Genomic DNA, 22881 nt, shown 5'->3' with positions numbered 1-22881 from the left:
CCGCCAGCGCGATGTCACCGATACCGCCCAATCGACCGACAAGATCATTTCATATTTCTCACCAAACCCCGGCTTGATTAACATCGAAATAATAAAAAATTAATCCATCAGAAAATATCTTGTAATTATAAAAACGACCTTCTAGCATGCCCCTGCGGTTCGCGACATGTCTCACATCAAAGTTTGTCCTTGATGCATTCCTCGAAAATCACGCTTTTATTCATAATCTGGGGGATTACATGAAGAAACTGTCTCGTCTGCTGTCCATCACCGCGATTACCCTCGCCAGTCTCAGCGCTTTTGCCCAAGCCGGCGACCAGCCGGCCGCGGTCGACAGGGCGCTGCAACTGATCCAGCAGAACCCGTCCGCCTTCAGCCTGGCTACCGGCAGCGCCGCTCGCACCTTGAAGTTCGCGGCGCCGCAGGCGAGCGCGCCGACGGACGGCGACCAGTTCCAGGTACGCGACGTGATCGTCGATCCCGACGGCACCGAACACGTGCGCTTCGACCGCTTCTACGCGGGTCTGCCCGTGATCGGCGGCGACGTCGTCGTCCATTCGAACCAGGGGCAGCTGAAGCAAGCGAGCCTGACCCAGCCCGCGCCGATCGATCTCGCCGGCAAGATCGGCAAGGTCGGCGACCGCTTCGTGGTGCGCAACGCGCCCGACGTGGGCGCGGCCAGGGTCAAGCGCATCGCGGCCGCGCGTTTCAACTCGGACGTGCGCCGCATCGATGACGCGGAGCTCGTCGTGTTCGCGCGCGACGTCACGCCGACGCTGGCCTACGCGGTGCGCGTATACGGCAAGGCGACCGACGCGCACGGCGACGCCGTGCTGTACTACGTCGATGCGCGCACGGGCACCGTGCTCGACGCGCAGGACCTGATCAAGACCGCCGCCGCGACCGGCACCGGCCGCTCGCTGTACTACGGCAACCTGACGCTGACCACCGACCAGACCGGCACGAACGCGTACCGGATGCTCGATCCGACCCGCGGCAGCGGCTCCGTCTACGACGGCCGCGGGCTGATCGCGGAGGACGTCGAGCAAGCGACCGACCTGCCGATCTTCACGAGCAGCACGAACGTGTGGGGCAACAGTTCGACCACCGACCGGCAAACCGTCGCCGCCGACATCGACTACGGCCTCGCGTTGACTTGGGATTACTACAGGACTACGCACAACCGTAACGGCATCTTCAACGACGGGCGCGGCGTGAAGAGCTTCGCGCACGTGGTGTTCGACACCGGCAGCGGCACGACCGGCGCGAACGCGGCATGGATGCCGTCGCACATCATGGTGTACGGCGACGGCCAGTCGGGCACGAGCCTGCCGAAGCCGGTCGTATCGGTCGACGTGGCCGGGCACGAGATGAGCCACGGCGTGACCGAGGCCACCGCCAACCTGAACTATTCGAGCGACGCGGGCGGCCTGAACGAATCGACGTCCGACATCTTCGGCACGCTCGTGAAGTTCTACGCGAACAATCCGAACGATCCCGGCAACTACGTGATCGGCGCGCGCGTGGTGAGCGGCGGCCTGCGCAAGATGTACAAGCAGGACCTCGATGGCCGCTCGTTCAGCTGCTATCCGTCCGGCGGTTTCTCGTGGTCGAATCCGCGTCACGATCCGCACTTCACGTCGGGCGTGGGCAACCGCTTCTTCTACCTGCTGTCGGAAGGCCCGGCGGTGCCGTCGACCGACACCGGCCTGTCGAGGACGCAGCTGGTCTGCAACGGCGACACGACCTTCAGCGGCCTGGGCCGCGAGAAGGCCGGCAAGATCTGGTACCGGACGCTGACCGTGTACCTGAACGCCAACTCGAGCTACCCGAGCGCGCGGCGTGCGTCGATCCAGGCGGCGAACGACCTTTATGGCGCGAACTCGGGGGAGAGCGCAACGGTCGCGCGCGCATGGAGTGCGGTCGGGGTGAATTGATCGCGCTTGGGTGGGCGTATTGAACGCCGGAAGGCCGCGTGGCGGTCCTTCGCGTCGGAGGAAAGCGAACCGATCGAGCTCACGCGGCGCTCGGGCATGAGCAAGGCACGTGTCGATCAGCCGCCTGCGATTGCAGGCGGCCGATCGGCTTCGGACTCGGCCCGACGCTGATTGCGCTCGTCGCCGATCGCGTGTTCGGCCATCCGATGATGATCGGCAACGCGAGCGGCATCATCTGCATGATCTCGGCCGCGCTCGCCATCGAAGCTGCGGTTGACGAAATTCGGCGCACAAGCCGAAACGGTGCACCGTCGAAGGCAACGCACCCCAAACGGGAAGCCATATAACGAAAAGCTTTCCATCAAACCCTATGCACGGATTCGAACAGGTTCAGTCCAAATTTGCATGCTGTTTGTGAGCGGAATTACGGCTGAATACTTTCGTGTCTGACCGTGCCCCTCGCTGTTGCCGGCGAGCCGCGACCAGGATGCCCGACGTGTCTCCACGCGTCGTGGTCGCAGGTGCCGGTGGGTCCTGATCGTCACGCGATCCGGATGAAAGCGACCACGCAAATGCAAGAGGGTGCAGCCATGGCATCGATTCCTGAACCGTCGCCGACCGGCGAAACCAACAACCGCAGCTGGCTCGAATCCCACGAGGCCGGCTATCACAAGACGCTCGGCAATCGACAGGTACAGATGATCGCGATCGGCGGTGCGATCGGCACGGGGCTTTTCCTCGGGGCCGGCGCGCGACTGCAGGCTGCGGGGCCGTCGCTCGCCATCGTCTACCTGGTGTGCGGCGTGTTTTCGTTCCTGATCCTGCGTGCGCTCGGCGAGCTGGTGATGCACCGGCCGAGCAGCGGCAGCTTCGTGTCGTACGCACGCGAATTCCTCGGCGAGAAAGCGTCTTTCGTCGCGGGCTGGATGTATTTCCTGAACTGGGCAATGACCGGCATCGTCGACATCACCGCGGTCGCGCTCTACATGCATTACTGGACGCCGTTCGCCGGTATTCCGCAATGGATCTTCGCGTTGATCGCGCTCTGCATCGTCGCCACCATGAATCTGATCGGCGTGAAGTGGTTCGCCGAAATGGAGTTCTGGTTTGCGTTGATCAAGGTCGCCGCGATCGTGCTGTTTCTCGGCATCGGCTCCGTGATCCTGGGCACCGGCGGACACGTCGCGGGCCATGACACGGGCATGCACCTGATCACCGACAACGGCGGTTTCTTCCCGCACGGACTGATGCCGGCGCTCGTGCTGGTGCAGGGCGTGGTGTTCGCGTTCGCGGGCGTCGAACTGGTCGGCACGGCCGCAGGCGAATGCAAGGATGCGCGCAAGGTGCTGCCGCGCGCGATCAACAGCGTGATTTGGCGCATTGCGATCTTTTACGTCGCGTCGGTCGTCCTGCTCGTCTGCCTGCTGCCCTGGAGCGCGTACAAGGCAGGGCAAAGCCCGTTCGTCACGTTCTTCGGCGCGCTCGGCGTTCCCGGTATCGGCTCGGTGATGAATCTGGTGGTTTTGACGGCGGCGCTGTCGAGTCTCAACTCGGGGCTGTATTCGACCGGGCGCGTGCTGCGTTCGCTGTCGATGGGCGGCTCGGCGCCTGCGTTCCTCGGGCGGATGAGCGCGCAATCCGTGCCGTACGCGGGCATTCTCGTGACGGTCGCGATCTACGTGATCGGCGTGCTGCTCAACTATCTCGTGCCGTCGAGCGTGTTCGAGATCGTGCTGAACATCGCATCGCTCGGCATCATCAGCACGTGGGGGTTCATCATCGTCTGCCAGATGAAATTCCGGGCAGCCGTCAAACGCGGCGAAGTGGACGACGTGCCGTTCAGGATGCCCGGCGCGCCGGTGACGTCGTGGCTCACGCTGCTGTTCCTGCTCGGCGTGCTGGTATTGATGGCATTCGACTACCCGAACGGCACGTGGACGATCGCGTCGATTCCGCTGGTCGCACTGCTGCTCGTCGCCGGCTGGAAGTGGTTAAGCGGCCGCGCGCGCCGTGCGTCGCTCAAACCGACGATTCCGTCGGTCACGCTTACGCAGAGCGTCCTCGAAAAGGGCGACGACTAGGCGACGCCCGATGCGGAACCGAAACGCGTCGGTGGAGCCCGGCACAGCGACTCCGCCCTCCTGCGACACCAGCATTTATTGTCCGCACTACACTGCACTTAGCCCCTGCCGCCGTTCAACGCCGCCATGTCCGCCACCGCCCTGCAATTCGCGCTGCTCGCCAAGCAGCAGGAAATCGCGTCGCTGCGCCGCGTGGCCGAACAGATCGAGCTGATCGACCTGCTCGGCCGCCTGATCCACGCGCTGCAGCGCGAGCGCGGCGCGACCAGCATCTATCTGGCGTCGCTCGGCAAGCGTTTTGTCGCAGAACGCGCGGCGGCACGCGACGAATCCGCACCGCTCGTCGCGCAGCTGCGCGAGCGCCTGGATCTGGAACTCGCGCCCGCGCGCGGCTCGACCTCGCGCCTGCTGTCGCTGATCGCATGGGTGCTGCTCGACCTGGAATCGCTGGATGCGCTGCGGGAACGGATCGACCGCATCGCGCTGTCCGCGCCGGACTCCGTCCAGGCGTTCAGCACCGTGATCGGCGGCCTGGTGGAGCTGATTTTCCAGCTCGCCGACAGCGCGGCGGATCCGTCGGTGTCGCGCATGCTGATCGCGCTCGTCCACGTCGTCGAAGGCAAGGAGGAAGCGGGGCAGGAACGCGCCGTCGGCGCGCACATGTTCGCGGCGGGCGCGTTTTCGGCGGACCAGCAGCAGCGCCTGCTGTATCTGATCGCGGCGCAGGAGCGCAGTCTCGAAGTCTTTGCGAATTTCGCGAGCGCCGAGCAAAACGCATGGCGGGAGACGCGCATGACGGGGCCGCACGTGGCGGCGCTCGAGAAGCTGCGACGCATACTGTGCACGGCGCAGGCCGGCGACACGCTCGATGCGGGCCTGAGCGAAGCCTGGTTCGACGCCGCAAGCGCCCGCATCGACGATCTCTGGCACCTTCAGATCGCGCTGACGCTGCAGGTGCAGGAAACGTGCGACGCGCGGATCGACGACGCGCATCGGACGCTGCGCGACTCCGAGCGCCTGATGGCGCAATTGCGGAACAACCCGCCGCCGCATATCCAGGCCCTCGCCCATTTCTTCGCCGGCGATCCGCTGTCGGCGCGCGCGGCGGTTCACGAACTGCCGGAGCGCCTCTCCGGCGCCGACCCGTCGACGCTCGCCAGCCTCAAATCCCTGCTGGAATCGCAATCGGCGCGACTGGCCGGCGCGGAAGTCGAACTCGACGCGGCACGTCGCGCACTTTACGAACGCAAGCTCGTGCAGCGCGCGAAAAACACGCTGATGACACGCTTCAACCTGCGGGAGGACGAGGCGTACCGGATGCTGCAGAAAGCGTCGATGGACCGCAACCGGCCGCTTGCCGATATCGCGGAAGACGCGCTGACGTCGCCCGAGCGATTCGTCGACGAGCACGCGCAGCCCGCCGCGCGGCGACGTGCGCAGCGAAGCGCGCCGAAGGCACCGCGCGACGACGGCACGACCTGACCTGACCGGAGCGCACCGCACGCCACGCACCGCGGTAGCGCCCACAGCGCGTGCACGAGGCGCGAATTGCACCGCGCGAGTGCGATTCACCGCGATCGGCTCGCGAGCGCCGTCCCCGGCATGTCGCGCCGCGCCTGCCTGCAGCGCGATTTCCCCGTCACTGGTATGAAAGTTGCGAACAACACGTTCGTCGGGCTAATGGCGGCCTGACGGTCGCGCCATGTCGAACCATGGCGGACGATCACGTGGATAACAGCGTCCGCGCCGGGCACTCGCATGTCGAGCGAGTGCCCGGCGCGGATTTTTTTTGCCCGCCCAACCTTACGAGCGCACACCATGGCCTACCTCACGCCCAACGAGTTCGTCACCAAGATGGTCGACGCCGGCGAATCGAAACTGTCGATGTCGACCCGCGATACGCTGATCCGCGCGTACATGGCGGGCGCGATTCTCGCGCTCGCGGCCGCGTTCGCGGTCAGCATCACGATCAACACCGGCAACGCGCTGGTCGGTTCGCTGCTGTTTCCGGTCGGATTCTGCATGCTGTACCTGCTCGGCTTCGACCTGCTTACCGGCGTCTTCACGCTCGCGCCGCTCGCGGTGATCGACCGCCGGCCCGGCGCGACCTGGGGCGGCGTGTTCCGCAACTGGACGCTGGTGTTCTTCGGCAATTTCGCGGGCGCGCTGACGGTCGCGCTGTTCATGGCGATCATCTTCACGTTCGGTTTTTCGGAAGCGCCGAACGCGATTGGACAGAAGATCGGCGGCATCGGCGAAGCGCGCACGCTCGGCTATGCGGCGCATGGCGCCGCCGGCATGCTCACGCTGTTCGTGCGCGGCGTGATGTGCAACTGGATGGTATCGACCGGCGTGGTCGCCGCGATGATGTCGACGTCCGTTCCCGGCAAGGTGATCGCGATGTGGATGCCGATCCTCGTGTTCTTCTACATGGGCTTCGAGCACTCGGTCGTGAACATGTTCCTGTTCCCGTCCGGCCTGATGCTCGGCGCCCACTTCACGATCGTCGACTATCTGCTGTGGAACGAGATCCCGACGGTGCTCGGCAACCTGGTCGGCGGGCTGCTGTTCGTCGGCGCCGCGCTGTACAGCACGCACTACAAGACCGCGCCGAAACGCGTGCCCGCTTCGCCGGTAGGCGTCGTCGCGCGCAAGGCCTGATCCACCCACGGCCCCGCGGCAACCCGTGACAGGCCGCCCCGCCGCGTTCGTCGCGCAGCGGGGCGGCGGACGTCATTCGACGTTGTCCGCGACGTCCGTCATCCGGATCATGTGCGGGCGCACCGCGTCTTCGTCCGGCGCCTCGTCCGTCGGCTCCGGATGGATCAGCGCTTCGAGCCGCGCCTTGGTCGCGATGAATTCCGGCGTGTTGAACTGCGAATAACCACGCGGGCGCGGCACCGGCACCTCGATCAGCTCCTGTACTTTGCCCGGATTGGCCTTCAGCACGAGAATCCGGTCCGCGAGCAAAATCGCCTCGTCGAGATCGTGCGTGATGAACAGCACCGTCACGTCGATGTTGCGCCAGATGTCGAGCAGGTGCGCCTGCATCTTCGCGCGGGTCTGCGCATCGAGCGCGCCGAACGGTTCGTCCATCAGCAGGATGCGCGGCCGGTTCGCGAGCGCGCGCGCGATCGCGACGCGCTGCTTCATCCCGCCCGACAACTGGTGCGGATACACGTCCGCGAAACGCGTGAGCCCGACGAGATCGAGCCACTGCAGCGCCTCGCGCTCCGCCTCCCCGCTGCTGCTGCCGTTGCGCTTCAGGCCGAACATCACGTTCTTCTTCACGGTCAGCCACGGAAACAGCGTATAGCCCTGGAACACCATCCCGCGATCGGCACCGGGGCCCTGCACGGGCTTGCCGTCGAGCAGCACGTCGCCGCTCGTCTGCGACTCGAGCCCGGCCAGGATGCGGATCAGCGTCGACTTGCCGCAACCGGACGGCCCGATCACGCAGACGAACTCGCGCCGGTGGGTGCGGAAGCTGATGTCGTCGAGCGCGACCACTTCGCCCTGCGGCGACCGGAAGCGCTTGCCGAGATGGCGCACGTCGAGGATCACGTCGCGCGCCTTCAGGCGTGCGAAGCGTTCGCTCACGGCGTCTGACTGGAGCAGGTAGTCGGGAAGGCTGTGCGGATTCTGCATGATCGTTTCTTCCGAAAGGATGCGGTAGGTCATCGTCTTCAGCCGTCACGCCTTCAGCGTGCGGTCCCATGGAAACAGCCTGCGGCCGAGCAGCGCGAGCACGATGTCGGTCCCGAGGCCGATGATCCCGATCATCAGGATCGCTGCATAGACGTTGTCGAAATGCTGGTAGCGCGCCTGCTGGCTGATGTACCACGTGATGCCCGAACTGGTGCCGACCAGCTCGGCGACGATCAGGTAGGTCCACGCCCAGCCGAGCAGGATCCGCTGGTCGCGATACAGGTCGGGCAGGATGCCCGGCACGACGACGTGCGCGATCAGCCCCGGCTTCTTCGTACCGAGCGTCAGCGCCGCCTCGAACAGCCCGTACTCGAGCTTGCGCGTGGTGTTCGCGACGATCAGCACCTGCTGGAAGAACGTCCCGATCACGATGATCGCGATCTTCGGCGCATCGTAGATGCCGAGGATCGCCACCATCAGCGCGCCGAATGCCGGTGCGGGCAGATAGCGGAAGAACTCGAAGAACGGCTCCTGCAGCCGCGCGAGCGCGCTGAAGGTGCCGCACACGATGCCGATCGGCACGCCGATCGCCGACGAAATCACGAAGCCCCAGAAGATGATGCGGATGCTGTGCCACAGGCTTTCGTGAAGCCATACGCCGTCGCGCGAAGCCGGCGGCGTCGTGAACGCCGTGTAGAACGCGCGTAGCACCTGATGCGGCGCGGGCAGGTACACGGGGTTCGCGCGCTCGCCTTCGGGCACGGCCGCATGCGTCGCGCGCGCATGCGCGAGCTCGTCGTCGAACACGTCGCGGTCGACCTGCATGCCGGGCTGGAAATAATCGACGCTGCCGGGGTTCGTGATGCGCACCTGCGGATGCCAGGCGAACGGCACGTAGCTGAGCACGCACCAGACGGCGAGCGGCAGCAGGAAGGACGCGACGCCGAGCGTCCACTTGCCGCGGGTCGACAGCTCGCGGCGCACCGCGAGCCAGTCGGTCGTATTGCGGGTCACTGACATGGTGAATCTCCGTATCGTGTTGCTTGCCGGTCGCGGGCGACCGGGCGTTCAGCGCGGCGCGCCGTTCGCACGGTAGGCACGCCAGCCGCCGAAGCGCGTGATGTCCACGGCGCCGTCGAGCGCGGCGGGTTCGCATAGAAAGCCCTGCACCTGCGCGCCGTCCGCGAGCGTCAGCGTGCCGATGCCGAGCGGCGCGCCGATGCCGGCGACGAAGCTGCCGTAGGCCGCGACCGGCATCTCCCAGATCTCGACCGCGATCGCCGCGCCGTCCTCCGGCACGCGCACGAGGCCCGGCTTCGCGACGCCGCCCGACACGGCCGCGCTCAATGCGTAGAGGCGGTAGGCCGGCGCGGTGCTCGTCGCGGCGACGAAGCGCGCGCCGCGCTGCGTGAGCTGCCCGTTCAGCGGCTCGCCACGCAGATGCGCGCCGACCACGGCCACGCGCACGACGCCCGCCGGCGCGGCGAGCGGGAGCGTGGTGGTGACGTCGCCCTCGCCAGCCTGCGCAGCACCCCACGCGTCGGCCAGATCGAGCAGCATCGCGTCGTCGTGCGCGCGGCCGACGAACGTGATGCCGAACGGCAAACCCGCATGCGGCCCGGTTTCGCAGACGCCCGCCGGCACCGCGATCGCGGACAGGTCGAGCAGGTTCACGAAGTTCGTGTAATAGCCGAAGCGCGCGTTGACGCCGATCGGATCGGCTTCCAGTTCGTCGACGGTCGCGGTCGTCGCCGACGTCGGCATCACGATCGCGTCAATATCGTCCCAGGCGCGGGCCGCGTCGACGCGCAGCGCGGCGAGCCGGTCGAACGCCGCGAACGCGTCGGCGGCGCTGAAACGCGCCGCGCCGCCGACGATCTCGCGTATCACCGGATGCAGCGCGTCGGGCTGTTCCGCGAAGAACGCGCCGATCGCAGCGAGCCGCTCGGCGACCCACGGCCCTTCGTACAGCAGCCGCGCGGTCGCGAGGAATGCGCTGAAATCGATCTCGACGATTCGTGCGCCGGTCGCACGCAGGCGTTCGATGGCCGTCTGCCACGCGGCCCGATACGACGCGTCGCCGAAGAACTCGAGCTGATCGGCGCGCGGCATGCCGAAGCGCATGCCGGCGAGCGGCCGCGCGTGCCGCGCATGGCTGCCGTCCGCGTCGAGCAACGGCTGCCACGCGCGTCCGTACGGATCGCCGTCCGTCGCGCCGTGCGCAACGGCGAACACCGCGCGCGCATCGCCCGGCGCATGCGCGAACAGCGACACGCAGTCGAGCGACCGGCACGCCGGCACCACGCCGAGCGTGCTCAGCACGCCCTTGGTCGGCTTGAGCCCGACGAGCCCGTGAAACGCGGCCGGCACGCGGCCCGATCCGGCCGTGTCGGTGCCGAGTGCGAACGCGGCAACGCCGAGCGCGACGGCCACAGCCGATCCCGAACTCGATCCGCCCGACGCATAACGCGGATCGAGCGCATTGCGGCACGCGCCGTATGGCGAGCGCTGCCCGGACAGCCCCGTCGCGAACTGGTCGAGATTGGTCTTGCCGATCGGGATCGCGCCGGCGGCGATCAATCGCTCGACGACCGGCGCGCTGCGCGACGGCACATACGCGTAAGCGGGACACGCCGCCGTCGTCGGGATGCCGGCCAGGTCGATGTTGTCCTTGATCGCGAACGGCACGCCATACAGCGGCAACGCGGCGATGTCGCGTCCGGACAGCGCATCCGCGTAGCGCGTCATTTCGTCGTGCGTCAGCGGCCGGATCCACGCATGGTGCGGATCGCCCGCGTCGAAGTGCGCGGCGATCGCGTCGACGAGCGCATGCGGCGTCAGGCCGCCGGCCTCGTACCGCGCGCGCAGCGCGGCGATCGAGCGCAGCTCGGGTAGCGGATGACGATCGATGGGCTTCATGCGACCTCCTCGGCCGCGCCGGCCTTCATCACCATCAGCCGCTGCCCGGCGACGACCGCCGCGCCCGGCACGCAATCGACCGTCTCGATCACGCCGTCTCCCATCGCCACCACGGACACCTCCATCTTCATCGATTCGAGAATCGCGACGACCTGCCCCTCGGTCACCCGCGCGCCGGTTTCGACCAGCACCTTCCATACGCTGCCCGACACGTCGGCGGTAATGCCGCGCTGTGCGTCGGCGAGCGTGTCGCCGGCCGCCACCGTACCGGCACCGGCATCGCCCTGCCCGGCTTCGCCCGCATACTCGGCGTGGCCGGCGGCCCGCCAGCGCTCGCGCTCGTCATCGAACGCGGCCTGCTGCATCGCCTTGAACGCGGCGATCGAGTCGGCTTCGTCGCGCAGGAAGCGGTTGTACGCGCCGAGATCGAACACGGATTCCTCGATCTTCAGTTCGGCACGGCCCGCGATGAAATCCGCGCGCAGTTCGGCCAGCTCGGCTTCGCCGACCTCGTAGAAACGGATCTCGTCGAAGAAGCGCAGCAGCCACGGCTTGCCGGGCTCGAACGCGCGCGTCGTCCGGTGACGGTTCCACATCTGCACCGTGCGGCCGACGAACTGATAGCCGCCGGGCCCCTCCATTCCGTACACGCACAGGTACGCGCCGCCGATGCCGACCGCGTTCTCCGGCGTCCACGTGCGCGCCGGGTTGTACTTGGTCGTCACGAGCCGGTGCCGCGGATCGAGCGGCGTCGCGACGGGCGCGCCGAGATAGACGTCGCCGAGCCCCATCACCAGATAACGCGCGTCGAACACGATGCGCTTGACGTCGTCGATGCTGTCGAGGCCGTTGATCCGGCGGATGAACTCGATATTGCTCGGGCACCACGGCGCGTCCGGCCGCACCGACTGCATGTAGCGCTCGATCGCGACGCGCGTCGACGGATCGTCCCACGACAACGGCAGATGCACGATCCGGTTCGGCACGCGCATGTCGGCGACATCCGGCAGCTCGCGCTCAGCGGCCTGCAGATGCGCGAGCAGCACATCGAGCGGCAGCGCGTGCGCATCGAAATGCACCTGCAGCGAACGAATGCCGGGCGTGAGGTCGAGCATGCCGGGCAGCCGGTGCGCATCGAGCCAGCACATCAGCGCGTGCACGCGAAAACGCAGGTTCAGGTCGAGCACGAGCGGGCCGTATTCGATCAGCACGTTGCGGTCGCCCGAACGCCGGTAGACGACGCCGATGCCGTTGCCGGCCGCCGGATCGCGGTACAGCACGCAGTCGTTCGGCGCAGCCGCGTTCGACAAGGAAGCCGGTGCCGGCGATGCGCACACGGGAGCCGCCGCCACGCGCGCGAACTGCACGGTGTCGCCCGGCCGCAACTGCCCGAGCTTCCACAGCTCGTCGCGCACGACCGTCACCGGGCACACGAAGCCGCCGAGGCTCGGCCCGTCGGGCCCGAGTATCACCGGCATGTCGCCGGTGAAATCGACCGCGCCGATCGCATACGCGTTGTCGTGGATGTTCGACGGATGCAGGCCCGCCTCGCCGCCGTCCGCGCGCGCCCATTGCGGCTTCGGGCCGATCAGCCGCACGCCCGTGCGGCTCGAGTTGTAATGGACCGTCCAGCGCGTGTCGTACAGCATCGCGATGTCGTCCGCCGTGAAGAAATCCGGCGCGCCGTGCGGACCGTCGAGCACGCCGAGCGTCCACGCGTGCGTCAGCGCGGGCCGGTCGGCTTCGGTCAGCGTCTTGCCGGCTTCGCCGCGCCCCGCATCCGCATGAAGGTGCAGCACGTCGCCCTTGCGCAGCGCGCGGCCCGCGTGGCCGCCGAACTGGCCGAGCGTGAAGGTCGCCTTGCTGCCCAGATAGTCGGGCACCTGCAGCCCGCCCTTCACCGCGAGACACGCGCGCACGCCGGCGCCCGTCACGCCGCCCAGCTTCAGCACCGCGCCGGGCGCCGCGCGCAGCACCTGCCAGAACGGTGCGGGTGCGCCGTCGAGCGTCGCGGCGAGCGGCGCGCCGCCGAGCACGAACAACGTGTCGGTGTTGAAGCGCAGCGTCGCGCCGACCATCGTGAACTCGAGGCCGGCGGCGTCATGCGGATTGCCGAGCAGCGCATTCGCGAGATCGAACGCGCGGTCGTCCATCGGCCCGGACGGCGGCACGCCGACGGCCCAGTAGCCGACACGGCCCGGCGTCTGCTGCACGGTCGTCTGCACGCCGCCGTCGAGCACGTCGATCGTGTGCGGTGCGAATGCGAAACGCGACAGGAACGCGGTGGTCTGCGCGCCGCGCGCGAACGTGTCGGAACCGGCGATCGCGCGCAGGTAGTCGAGATTGGTCTCGATCCCGTACAACTCGGTGGCGGCCAGCGCGTCGCGCAGTGCCGCGAGCGCGTCGCGGCGCGTGTCGCCGCGCACGATCAGTTTCGCGAGCAGCGGATCGTAATACGCGCTGACCTCGGCGCCCGCGTCGATCCACGTATCGACGCGCACCGCGTCCGGAAACGCGACATGCGTGAGCACGCCCGCGCTGGGCCGGAACTGCTGGTGCGGGTCTTCCGCATAGAGCCGCACCTGGATGCTCGCGCCGCGCGGCGCGACGGCGAGCGTATCGAGCGGCGGCAGGTCGCCTTCGGCCTGCAGGATCATCCATTCGACGAGATCGATGCCGGTCACGGCTTCCGTCACGCAATGCTCGACCTGCAGCCGCGTATTCACCTCGAGAAAATAGCAGCGGCGCTCGCGCGCATCGAACACGAACTCGACCGTGCCGGCCGACGCATAGGCAACCGCGCGCGCGAGCCGCACCGCGCTCGCGTGCAGCGCGGCGCGCTCGCCGTCGGCGAGATCCGGCGCGGGCGTTTCCTCGATCACCTTCTGGTTGCGCCGCTGCACCGAGCAGTCGCGCTCGCCGAGCGCGATCACGCCGCCGCGCCCGTCGCCGAAGATCTGCACCTCGATGTGCCGTGCGTGCTCGACGAATTTCTCGAGATAGACGCCCGCATGCGCGAAGTTCGCGCTGCCGAGCCGCACGACGGATTCGAACGCCGCCGCGAGCTGCGCGGCATCGCGGCACAGCGACATGCCGATGCCGCCGCCGCCCGCCGTGCTCTTCAGCATCACCGGATAGCCGATCGCTTCGGCTTCGGCGAGCGCCGTCGCGACATCCGCGAGCAGCCCGGTGCCCGGCAGCAGCGCGACGTCGTGCTCGCGTGCCAGTTCGCGCGCGGTGTGCTTGAGGCCGAACGCACGCATCTGCGCGCCGCTCGGCCCGATGAAGCGCAGGCCGGCGGCCTCGCATGCGTCGGCAAACTCGGCGTTCTCCGACAGGAAGCCGTAGCCGGGATGCACCGCCTGCGCACCGGTCGCGCGCGCCGCGGCGAGGATCGCGGCGACGTTCAGGTAGCTGTCGGCCGCCGGCGCGGCGCCGACGCAGACGGCTTCGTCGGCGAGCGTCACGTGGCGCGCATCGCGATCGGCATCCGAGTAGATCGCGACCGACGCGATGCCGAGCCGCTTCAGCGTGCGGATCACGCGGCAGGCGATTTCGCCGCGGTTCGCGACGAGGACTTTTGCGAATCTCATGTTGCCTCCCGCCGGGCCGCCCCGCGTAGCGTAGCGGGGAATTCGCGGAGCATCGCTCCGCGCCCGCGCAGCCGGCCGGCTTTGCAAAGCCGGCCGTGGACGGCAGCAACCGCCCCCTTGGGGCGCAGCGAACGTGTCGATCCGGAGTAGCGCTTTAGCGCGCACTCCGGTCCCATGCGACGCAAGTGAGCGTGGAGGTCGTTCATCATGCCTCCCAGATCGTCAGCCGCACCGGCGTCGGGTTATAGCCGTTGCACGGGTTGTTGAGCTGCGGGCAGTTCGAGATCAGCACCGTGACGTCCATCTCCGCGCGCATCTCGACATACTTGCCGGGCGCGGAAATGCCGTCCTCGAACGTCAGCCCGCCGAGCGGCGTGACCGGCACGTTCATGAAGAAATTGACGTTGCCGACGAGATCGCGCTTGGTCAGCCGCGCGCCGGTGCCGCATGCGCAATGCGCGATCGCGTTGATGAAGCTGTCGCGGCAGTTATGCATGTGGCGCTTGTCGAGCGCGTAGCGCACCGTGTTGCTCTCGGCCGCACACGCGCCGCCGAGCGTGTCGTGGCGGCCGCAGGTGTCCGCAACGATCGTCACCATCGGATTGCCGAGACTGGACAGCAGCACGCTGCCCGCGCTCAGGTACAGGTTGCGCTGTTCGCGGATCGTGTCCTGCGCGCTGTAACGCTCGTCGGGTGCGTCGGTGCGATAGAACAGCGTATCGACGGCCTGGTTGCCTTCGAGATCGAGGATGCGCAGCACCTGCCCGCGCTTCACGTCGTGCAGCCATGGTTCGCCAGCGTTCAGCGTGGTGTCGTAGATCGCGTGCCGCGGGTCGAGGCGGCTTTCGATGATCGGCATGTCGGGCTCCTTACGCGAACAGTCGGTCGGTGTTGACGAAGCCGCGCGTGTTCTCCGCGCACGCGGTGCGGCACGGATCGTCGTCCGGCGCGGCACCGTCGGCGGGATACGCACGGTATGCGATCAGCTTCACGGGTTTCGGCGCATAGGCCTGCTGCGGATCGAGCGGATGCGGCGCGGTCGAGAACGCGGCGAGCGTGTTCATCTCGAAGCGCAGGTCGAATGCGCTGCCGGCCGGCGAGTGGCCCGCGACGAAGTCGAACGACCCATCGTCGCGCGGCGCGAGCTTGCTGAAGAAATTGACGTTCGCGACGAGATCGCGCACGGACAGTCCGTATTTCGCGAGTTCGAGCACGAGGCTGTCGCGGCCGTTGCGGATCATCGCGTTGCGATCGGCCTGATACGACGACGGGCCGTACTTGCGCGCGAACAGCCGCGCATCGCCGATGCCGCCGAGCGGATCGTGCCAGCCGAGCGTATCGGCCGTGATCGATGCGATCACGCGGCCCATGTCCGTATACAGCGCGTGGCCGCGCGTCAGGTGCGCGGTGTGCTGCGCCTTCAGCGTATCGGCCATGTTGTAGCGTTCGAGCGGATCTTCGTGACGATGAAACACGGCGGACAGGTTCGCGCCGCCGTCGAGATCGACGACGCGCAGCGCGAGACCGCGGCGCAGGATGCCGGACCAGTGGGTTCCGGCGGGAACGACCGTTTCCCACACGACGTGCGGCAACGGGGCAAGCGGGGCTTGGGGGCTCGGCGACATGGCGGCTCCTCGGATCGGTTGGACAAAAGGCGTGAGAGGGCGACCGAACGACATCGCGACCTCCCGGGCTTTTGTCCCTCCGTGGAGCCTCGCCGGATCCTCGCAACAAGGCAGGCGGCAAGACCGGATTGCTCTCGGACCAGGCATCGCACGGCGTGTGACGCCGCGCGACCGGAACCCTAGCGATCCTGAAGATGATGCAAATTGCTTCGCACCTCTCGGACGACGAATAAGCGAGTTGCATGCCAGCGCGTGCATCCGAGCACGCGCGGCCCCGTTCGGCGGGGCATGGGACGGCGAACGGCACGCCATGCACGCGCATCGGCCCGCCCTCCCGTTGGGCAGCGTGCGCACCACTCGAACGCGGCCGGCACCAGCGCGGGGCAGCGTTACGCACGCGCACCGCGTGCGATCGCAATGGCACGGCCATTGCTGAATACGCACACCGTCACTCTGTCCACCGATCGCTCATGAACAAACTCGACCTGCTTCGGCGCGCGCTGGCCGCGCTCTTCTCCGCGCGTTTCATCGAACTGCAGCGTGCCGCGCGCCGTCGCTGAGCGGCGCGTTTCCGACACACGTCAGCCGCCGGATCACACCGCTGGCATGCTTCTCGCTCGCTCCGATGCCGAGAGGTGCGGCGGTGTCGCATCTTAGGGATGCTAGGGTTCCGGTTCGTCGAACGTCTGGTCCGAGAGCAGCCCGGTGTCTGTGCATACGGTCGTCTGACCGCGCGCATGGCGCTACACGGCGGGACAAAAGCCCGGGAGATTGGCGATGGCGACGGCCGTCGCGCCTCTCCGTGGCCGGTCGTTCGTCCCGCATCCGCAGGAACCGGTCACGCGGCCGGATCGCGCATGGGCGCGACCCGTGCCGACGATCCCGATCCCGGTCTCCTGGAGAAAACGATGACCCGCCTCGCCTCGCCGTTCCGCCGCCTGCTGTCCTCCCGGCACCTCCGTTCCGTCCGCCATGCGTTCGCCGCCGTCGCCGTCACGACGTCGCTGTTCGCCGCGCCCGCCGCGCATGCGGCCCCGCCGCTGAAAATCGGCTACAGCGACTGGCCCGGCTGGGTCGCGTTCCAGGTCGCGCTCGACAAGGGCTGGTTCAAGGAAGCCGGCGTCGACGTCGATTTCGAATGGTTCGATTACTCGGCGTCGCTCGACGCGTTCTCCGCGGGCAAGCTCGATGCGGTCGCGGTCACCAACGGCGATGCGCTCGTCACGGGCGCGTCCGGCGCGAAGAACGTGATGATCCTGCTCACCGACTATTCGGCGGGCAACGACATGATCATCGCGAAACCGCCGCTGCGGACCGTCGAAGGCCTGAAGGGCAGGAAGGTCGGCGTCGAGCTCGGGCTCGTCGATCACCTGCTGCTCGAAACCGCGCTGCAGAAGCACGGGCTGAAGGACGGCGACGTCACGCTCGTCAACGCGAAGACCAACGAACTGCCGCAGGTGCTCGGCGCGTCGTCCGACATCGCGGCGGTCGCGGCGTGGCAGCCGAACGCCGGCGAGGCGCTGAAACGCGCGCCGGGTGCGCGCGCGATCTTCACGTCGGCGGATGCGCCGGGGCTGATCTACGACGCGATCACGGTGACGCCGACCAGCCTCGCCGCGCGCCGGGCCGACTGGGCGAAGGTCGTCAAGGTCTGGTATCGCTGCGTGGCCTACATCAACGATCCGAAGACGCAGGCCGACGCGGTGAAGATCATGTCCGCGCGCGTGGGCCTCACGCCGGCGCAATATCTGCCGCTGCTGAAGGGCACGCACCTGCTCGATGCCGCGGCAGCGAAGCAGGTGTTCCGCAAGGGCGACGGGCTCGACTCGATCTACGGATCGACCCGCAACGCGAACGCATTCAATGTGCGCAACGCGGTCTACAAGCAGTCGCAGGATATCGACGCGTATATCGATCCGCGTCTCGTCGAATCGCACTGACGGCGGCGGGCGGCGGCCCGCCCGGAACGATGTCGTTTGTCGATATCGAGCGGCAGCCGCCGGGGTTCGAAAGATGCCGAGGATCCCGGCGGAAGCGTGAAGGCGGTGTTCATGCTTGAAAGCGGCTTCCGGCCGAATGAAGACACGCTTGTCGCGACGATTCAACGCCCAATGCTTGCGCGTCGACAACGGATTCACCGGACTGAATATCTGCGATACGGGTAACGATGGACAGCGGCAATTGCGCCGCGATCGGATGCCGCACCATCGCGGCATCCCTCTGTCGAGACTGACGCGGCGATCAATGCCCCTTCTTCGCCTGCTTCTTGATCGCTTCCTTGGCGTCACCGTATTTCTTCTGTACTTCGCCGGCTACCTGCTGGGCATCGCCTTTGATTTCCTGCTTCACGTTACCCGTGGCCCGGCCAATCACCTCGTTGACCTTGCCCTTTGCCTTTTTCGCGACACCCTTGACTTGATCCTTGTTCATGATGAATGCTCCGTTCATACCTGCTGGCTGGATGACCTGCCGCCCGTCGCGTTCGGCGCGTCGAGCGATGCACGCGATACGGCGGCATCTGAAAAAGCGGCAACCGCTCGCCGCATTCCGCAGTCACGCTGGCGCGTGCAGGATGGAATGCCGGCCGAGCCGCCGGCCGACATACCACTACATCGGCGGCGTGTTACCCAAATGAAGCGTGCCGCCCCATTGCGAATCCGCCGTCGCGGGCCAATGGTCCTTGTCGAACCCGGAGGCGCTCTTCATCCGCGCTTCCGTCGCATCGAGCCGGAAGCATTTCTGGTCGGTATCGAGGGTGAACGCGCCCCACGGCACCGCTAGAAGTTTGTCGCCCATCCCGAGAAAGCCGCCGCACGACAGCACGACATACGCGATCCGGCCGCTGCATACGTCCAGCATGATGTCGACGACCTTTCCGATCTCCTTGCCATCGGACGATAGAACCTTGTCGCCAGTCAGCGTGGTGGCCGCCATGACGTTGGGGCCGGCCCCGCCTGTACTGGTTGCGTGACCGATGATCCGGGCGCCGCTACCGTTGCTCGGCAGTTGATTGCCGGGAGAAACGAGTGTCATGACCTGCTCCTGCGTTCATTGCGAGAAATGCCGGCGAGCGTCGCCGGCCAACGTGACGGTGCGAAGCGCGCGCCGATCCGGCTCTGTTCCGGGCAAGCGCGCCGCGCGCTTCGCCTGCAATCGCCCGCCGTCATGCGGGCCGAAAGACATGCTCGATTCGAGTGTTTCGTGCTGGCATGCGCGCTCGTTGACGCGACATGCGTTCCAATCAGGCCAACTCACGCTATGCGCGACCAGCGCGGAAGTCGGTACGCTGCCGTACCCATGAGGGAACGGGTGTGAGGCGGGTCGCATCGCGTCGCCAGTGTGCCCTCGGCACGACTCACGGCTCGATTTGAATCGCGGCCAGGCCGTCGCCGCGCTGACGAAAAGGGGGGACCTTCCGAAGCCGGGTACGGCACCGTACCGACTTCGATCCAGACTGCGAACAACGTATGCCGTACGCTCGAAGTGCCTGTTTTAGCGCGTTCGATACGCACCGGTCCGAAAGCACCACCAGAATGGACGACATCGCGGGCATTAGCCGTCATGTTCGATTTCAAGGAATCGCGCCCCGCGAGACCACCACAGGCATCAATGGGATCACGGCAATCGGCAGGCTTATCGACATCCGGGCAATGACTACCGTCGCGGCGACTACTACGACAATCAGGACTATGTGTATGCGCCACCACCCGTGGTCTATACCCCTCGGTCGACGCCAGGCATCAGCCTGTTCTTACCGCTCCGGTTCCGATAGGGTGCGATATCGCACGGGGCTTTGTCCGCTGGGTCGGATGGCAACGAAACCGGGAGAGGCGGCTGTTCGGGCTGTTTCGGTTTCGTTGCTTCGCGATTGTTGCGCAACCAGCCTTTTGTCATGACCTTACCGAGGTTCTATTCTGTTCTGATTGTGCGACCGCGCGCGGAGGGCAGCATGCATAAACCTGCGGAGCTTGCCGAAAAATTCTTTGGCATACCCTATGAATCATTGGACGAGCGCACGAAGAAGGTTGCACGTCTCGTCTCGGAACGAAAGCACATAGCGAGAGACGCCACGAAAGAGCTGGATGCAACGGCGACGCGCGGCCAGCGCGCAGCAGATGCCGTTGCCGCCTTCGGCGGGTCGTGGATATTCATCACGTGCTTCATTGTCGTCATGGTCGTCTGGGTCAGCCTGAATTCGCTGATTCTGGCAACGTACAGCAAAGCCTTTGATCCTTACCCGTATATCTTGCTCAACCTGTTTCTCTCGATGCTGGCAGCTATCCAGGCACCCATTATCCTGATGGCGCAGAACCGGCAGTCATACAAGGATCGGGTCTCTGCCGAGCACGACTACGAAATCAATCTGAAGGCCGAACTCGAGATCATGTTGCTCCATGAAAAGCTGGACGGGTTGCGCGAGGAGCAATGGAATGAATTGCTGAACATGCAGAAGGAACAGATGGCGGCGCTGAAGAACCTGCTCGAGTCCGGCAGGACGTAAGCGACGGGGCATCAGGGTCGCCAGCTTCGCGAAACGACGCGATCGGATCACGATGACGCGTGACGGAAGGACGCTGACCGGCCATTTTCATGTGATGACCGCGGCCGACTTACCATCCTTCCCGTTGCCCCGGCCTATGCGCCCCTTGGTCATCGGGATGCCAGGAACGATTCATGTGATCGCGGGACGTGTCGCCTCGATCCCATCCGCTTTCGTGACCACCGCCATACGCACCGCCATACCCCCCGTTTCGATCACCACGATAGCCGTCGCCGGGCACCCAAAGGCATCCGGCAAGCACGGTCGCAATAGCCGCAAGACAGACATAAATGGACGCACGCATGTTGCTCTCCGTGCCAGTCGCATTCAAGTGTGGTGCTTTGTTCGATCGACCGGAGACGAATGACGGAATCATTCACCACTGATGTGAATCACATCGATGTTCGTGAAAGGATCACGCACGAATGGATGGTTGCAGGAGACATCCTCGTTTCAACGAGATTGCATGTCTGTACGGTGAAAGACGGTTGTCGAGGCGGACAGGTGCAGGATCCTGGTCGCCATCGTGAATCTCTGCAGCCAGGCTGCTTGTCCGCCAACGTACCGGACGCACGCGAGTCATCGCTTCGCATCATTCCGCGGTCGACGCAGCGCAGGCCTGGCGACCTCGATTTCCCGTCAATAGCGCCGTGAAATATCGGCTCCGTATCGAGCGCGCGTGATTGCGCACACCTTGATGAGACATGAGCCGACACTATAATTTTTGAAGGGTGATTCGCATTCGAACGGTCATTCCGAACTCGGGAAAAAGGGACATATTTCCGCCACCATCCGGTCTGGTCGTCGGATCGGTAAGGTATGATGGTTGACCCTCTCGCCGATTCCCGCTGCGCCCCACATCGGCCGGATTCTCCATCGTCAGCCGAGCGCAAGCGTAGGAGCCATGCATGCAGGACAACCCGCCCCTTACCGAAAATCACCTGCTTGCCGCGCTGCCGGAAAACGAGCGCGCGCACGTCGCTGCGCACCTGACGCTCGTCGAGATGCCGTTGGGAAAGGTGCTATACGAGTCGGGCGGCCAGCTTCATCACGTCTATTTTCCGACCACGTCGATCGTTTCCCTGCTTTATGTGATGGAGGACGGCTCGTCCGCCGAAATCGCGATCGTCGGGCATGAAGGCATGATCGGCGTATCGCTGTTCATGGGCGGCGAGACGACACCGAGTCGGGCCGTCGTGCAAAGCGCGGGGCATGCCTATCGGCTCGACGCGAGCATCCTGAAAGAGGAATTCCGGCGCGGCAACGCGATGCAGCGCCTGTTGTTGCGCTATACCCAGGCGCTGATCACGCAGATGGCTCAGACCGCGGTGTGCAACCGGCATCACTCGATCGATCAGCAACTGTGCCGCTGGCTGCTGCTCAGCCTCGACCGCCTGCCTTCGAACCAGCTGCGCATGACGCAGGAGCTGATCGCCAACATGCTGGGCGTGCGCCGATCGGGCGTGACGGAAGCGGCATTAAAGCTGCAGGACGCGGGCCTCATCCGCTACAACTACGGCCATATCGAGGTGCTGGATCGGCCGGGGCTCGAAAAACGCGTGTGCGAATGCTACAGCGTGGTCAAACGTGAATTCGATCGCCTGCTTCCCGATCTGAAGCGGCTCTAGCCGCTACCGCGCCGCATCGTACCGGCCTTTGCCGCAGATGCCCTTGACGCCTGCGAAGGCGTGCAAGCGGCGGATCGACATGTATTGGCCGGCACTCGATCTGACAGGTAGTCGGGCCTACAAAGAACGAGCCGTCAACGGGGACGAATTTCTCCTTGGACAAGATCCGGGAATATCCATCTCGTGCACGGTCTCGACATCGAAAACGGTCCTCGGCGCACGATAAAACGCTGCGCGCACCGGCATCGGAAATCGGTACGGTTCCATACCTGGGCACGTCGGAAATATCGTCTTGCCTTCGCTCCGATCGATCCCCCCGGCGTTCAGCGATATCGCCGAATACCGGCGACGACTCGATGGATCGCGGTCACTCGGGGCGCTGACCCGCGCCGCGCAACCTGCGCTAACGGTGCTTGATGTGCGACGACCTCCGGTGATGCTTTCGGTGGGCCGGTCTGGAAATCATCCTGGTGACACCGCCGATCGACGGCGGATCGCTGGCGGGGAACGTCCCCTCCACCGCGTCGTCGACATTGCGCTCGCTCTTGCCGCCGTTCGTATGCTGCTCTCGATACCTGCTGCGCATAACCGCCTCCATGGAGCTGATGATCAGACCGGGCTGGCCCGGATTCGACTGTCCGGCGTGTGTACGGCACGCCAGCGTATAAGGAGGCCGTCGGTCACGACCAGCATAGACCCGATTCGGACATCCCGCCGGCACGAGCGCGATTCGCCGCAAAACGCCGGACATCGCGAGACGAGCACGCCGATGACGTCGAAATCAAGGTCGGGACCAGGGCAATCCCGCGCGCATGACGCATCAGGGCGCTCGCCACTACGACCGTCACCGGTATGGAAGCAACGGCTATTGCGGTGGCGAGGAGGATGCCTATGGCGCGCCTCCGATGGT

General features: G+C 66.0%; 16 protein-coding genes and 2 riboswitches. Of the genes, 8 read left to right on the top strand and 8 right to left on the bottom strand.

The genetic code is table 11. The annotated features are described in order from the left end of the window. Nucleotides 1-239 precede the first annotated feature (239 nt). The 5 genes from FPJ27_RS01375 (at nucleotide 240) to FPJ27_RS01355 (ending at nucleotide 6679) form a co-directional block, all read left to right on the top strand. Complete coding sequence (locus FPJ27_RS01375) at nucleotides 240-1937, top strand: M4 family metallopeptidase (protein WP_204421138.1); 1698 nt, start codon at nucleotides 240-242, stop codon at nucleotides 1935-1937. A gap of 38 nt (nucleotides 1938-1975) precedes the next feature. After that, nucleotides 1976-2284: a hypothetical protein gene (locus tag FPJ27_RS01370; RefSeq protein ID WP_204421137.1), complete on the top strand. Its 309-nt coding sequence runs from the start codon at nucleotides 1976-1978 to the stop codon at nucleotides 2282-2284. Nucleotides 2285-2527: 243 nt separating this feature from the next. Further along, a complete protein-coding gene (gene ansP, locus FPJ27_RS01365; RefSeq protein ID WP_072439691.1) occupies nucleotides 2528-4018 on the top strand; it encodes an L-asparagine permease in 1491 nt (496 codons plus the stop codon). Between the two features lie 126 nt (nucleotides 4019-4144). Further along, entirely contained in the window at nucleotides 4145-5500 is a 1356-nt protein-coding gene (locus tag FPJ27_RS01360; protein ID WP_204421136.1) for a nitrate regulatory protein, read from the top strand. Between the two features lie 336 nt (nucleotides 5501-5836). Then, on the top strand, nucleotides 5837-6679 hold the full coding sequence (locus FPJ27_RS01355; protein WP_072439687.1) for a formate/nitrite transporter family protein: 843 nt from the start codon (nucleotides 5837-5839) through the stop codon (nucleotides 6677-6679). 72 nt (nucleotides 6680-6751) lie between these two features. Here FPJ27_RS01355 and FPJ27_RS01350 read toward each other — a convergent pair whose 3' ends face one another. The 6 genes from FPJ27_RS01350 to FPJ27_RS01325 all read right to left on the bottom strand — a co-directional run bounded on the left by FPJ27_RS01350 (nucleotide 6752) and on the right by FPJ27_RS01325 (nucleotide 15803). Then, nucleotides 6752-7666, bottom strand: a complete 915-nt coding sequence (locus FPJ27_RS01350; protein ID WP_204421237.1) for an ABC transporter ATP-binding protein — start codon at nucleotides 7664-7666, stop codon at nucleotides 6752-6754. Nucleotides 7667-7711: 45 nt separating this feature from the next. Continuing rightward, nucleotides 7712-8686: an ABC transporter permease gene (locus FPJ27_RS01345; RefSeq protein ID WP_204421135.1), complete on the bottom strand. Its 975-nt coding sequence runs from the start codon at nucleotides 8684-8686 to the stop codon at nucleotides 7712-7714. A gap of 48 nt (nucleotides 8687-8734) precedes the next feature. Next, on the bottom strand, nucleotides 8735-10585 hold the full coding sequence (gene atzF / locus FPJ27_RS01340; protein ID WP_204421134.1) for an allophanate hydrolase: 1851 nt from the start codon (nucleotides 10583-10585) through the stop codon (nucleotides 8735-8737). Beyond that, nucleotides 10582-14178, bottom strand: a complete 3597-nt coding sequence (gene uca / locus FPJ27_RS01335) for an urea carboxylase (protein ID WP_204421133.1) — start codon at nucleotides 14176-14178, stop codon at nucleotides 10582-10584. The genes atzF and uca overlap by 4 nt, the downstream gene beginning before the upstream one ends. Nucleotides 14179-14383: 205 nt before the next feature. Next, a complete protein-coding gene (locus FPJ27_RS01330) occupies nucleotides 14384-15037 on the bottom strand; it encodes an urea amidolyase associated protein UAAP2 (protein ID WP_204421132.1) in 654 nt (217 codons plus the stop codon). Between the two features lie 10 nt (nucleotides 15038-15047). Then, a complete protein-coding gene (locus tag FPJ27_RS01325; RefSeq protein WP_204421131.1) occupies nucleotides 15048-15803 on the bottom strand; it encodes an urea amidolyase associated protein UAAP1 in 756 nt (251 codons plus the stop codon). A gap of 58 nt (nucleotides 15804-15861) precedes the next feature. After that, a riboswitch (guanidine-I (ykkC/yxkD leader) is annotated at nucleotides 15862-15997 on the bottom strand. 457 nt (nucleotides 15998-16454) lie between these two features. Continuing rightward, nucleotides 16455-16575: riboswitch (guanidine-I (ykkC/yxkD leader) on the top strand. Between the two features lie 136 nt (nucleotides 16576-16711). Between FPJ27_RS01325 and FPJ27_RS01320 the strand changes: the two genes are divergently transcribed. Beyond that, on the top strand, nucleotides 16712-17743 hold the full coding sequence (locus FPJ27_RS01320) for an ABC transporter substrate-binding protein (RefSeq protein ID WP_204421130.1): 1032 nt from the start codon (nucleotides 16712-16714) through the stop codon (nucleotides 17741-17743). Between the two features lie 301 nt (nucleotides 17744-18044). Here FPJ27_RS01320 and FPJ27_RS01315 read toward each other — a convergent pair whose 3' ends face one another. After that, nucleotides 18045-18233, bottom strand: coding sequence for a CsbD family protein (locus tag FPJ27_RS01315; protein ID WP_204421129.1), 189 nt, complete (start codon nucleotides 18231-18233; stop codon nucleotides 18045-18047). Nucleotides 18234-18410: 177 nt separating this feature from the next. Beyond that, entirely contained in the window at nucleotides 18411-18836 is a 426-nt protein-coding gene (locus FPJ27_RS01310) for a PRC-barrel domain-containing protein (protein ID WP_204421128.1), read from the bottom strand. A gap of 916 nt (nucleotides 18837-19752) precedes the next feature. On the opposite strand from FPJ27_RS01310, the gene FPJ27_RS01305 reads away from it, so the two are divergent. Continuing rightward, a complete protein-coding gene (locus FPJ27_RS01305) occupies nucleotides 19753-20304 on the top strand; it encodes a DUF1003 domain-containing protein (RefSeq protein ID WP_204421127.1) in 552 nt (183 codons plus the stop codon). A 947-nt stretch (nucleotides 20305-21251) separates the two neighbouring features. Beyond that, a complete protein-coding gene (locus FPJ27_RS01300) occupies nucleotides 21252-21971 on the top strand; it encodes a Crp/Fnr family transcriptional regulator (RefSeq protein ID WP_072439659.1) in 720 nt (239 codons plus the stop codon). The last annotated feature ends 910 nt before the right edge of the window (nucleotides 21972-22881 follow it).

Origin of the sequence: Burkholderia sp. MS455 (assembly GCF_016899445.1) — a bacterium.
Lineage (GTDB): Bacteria > Pseudomonadota > Gammaproteobacteria > Burkholderiales > Burkholderiaceae > Burkholderia > Burkholderia pyrrocinia_C.
This window is presented reverse-complemented; position numbering and strand designations above follow the sequence as displayed.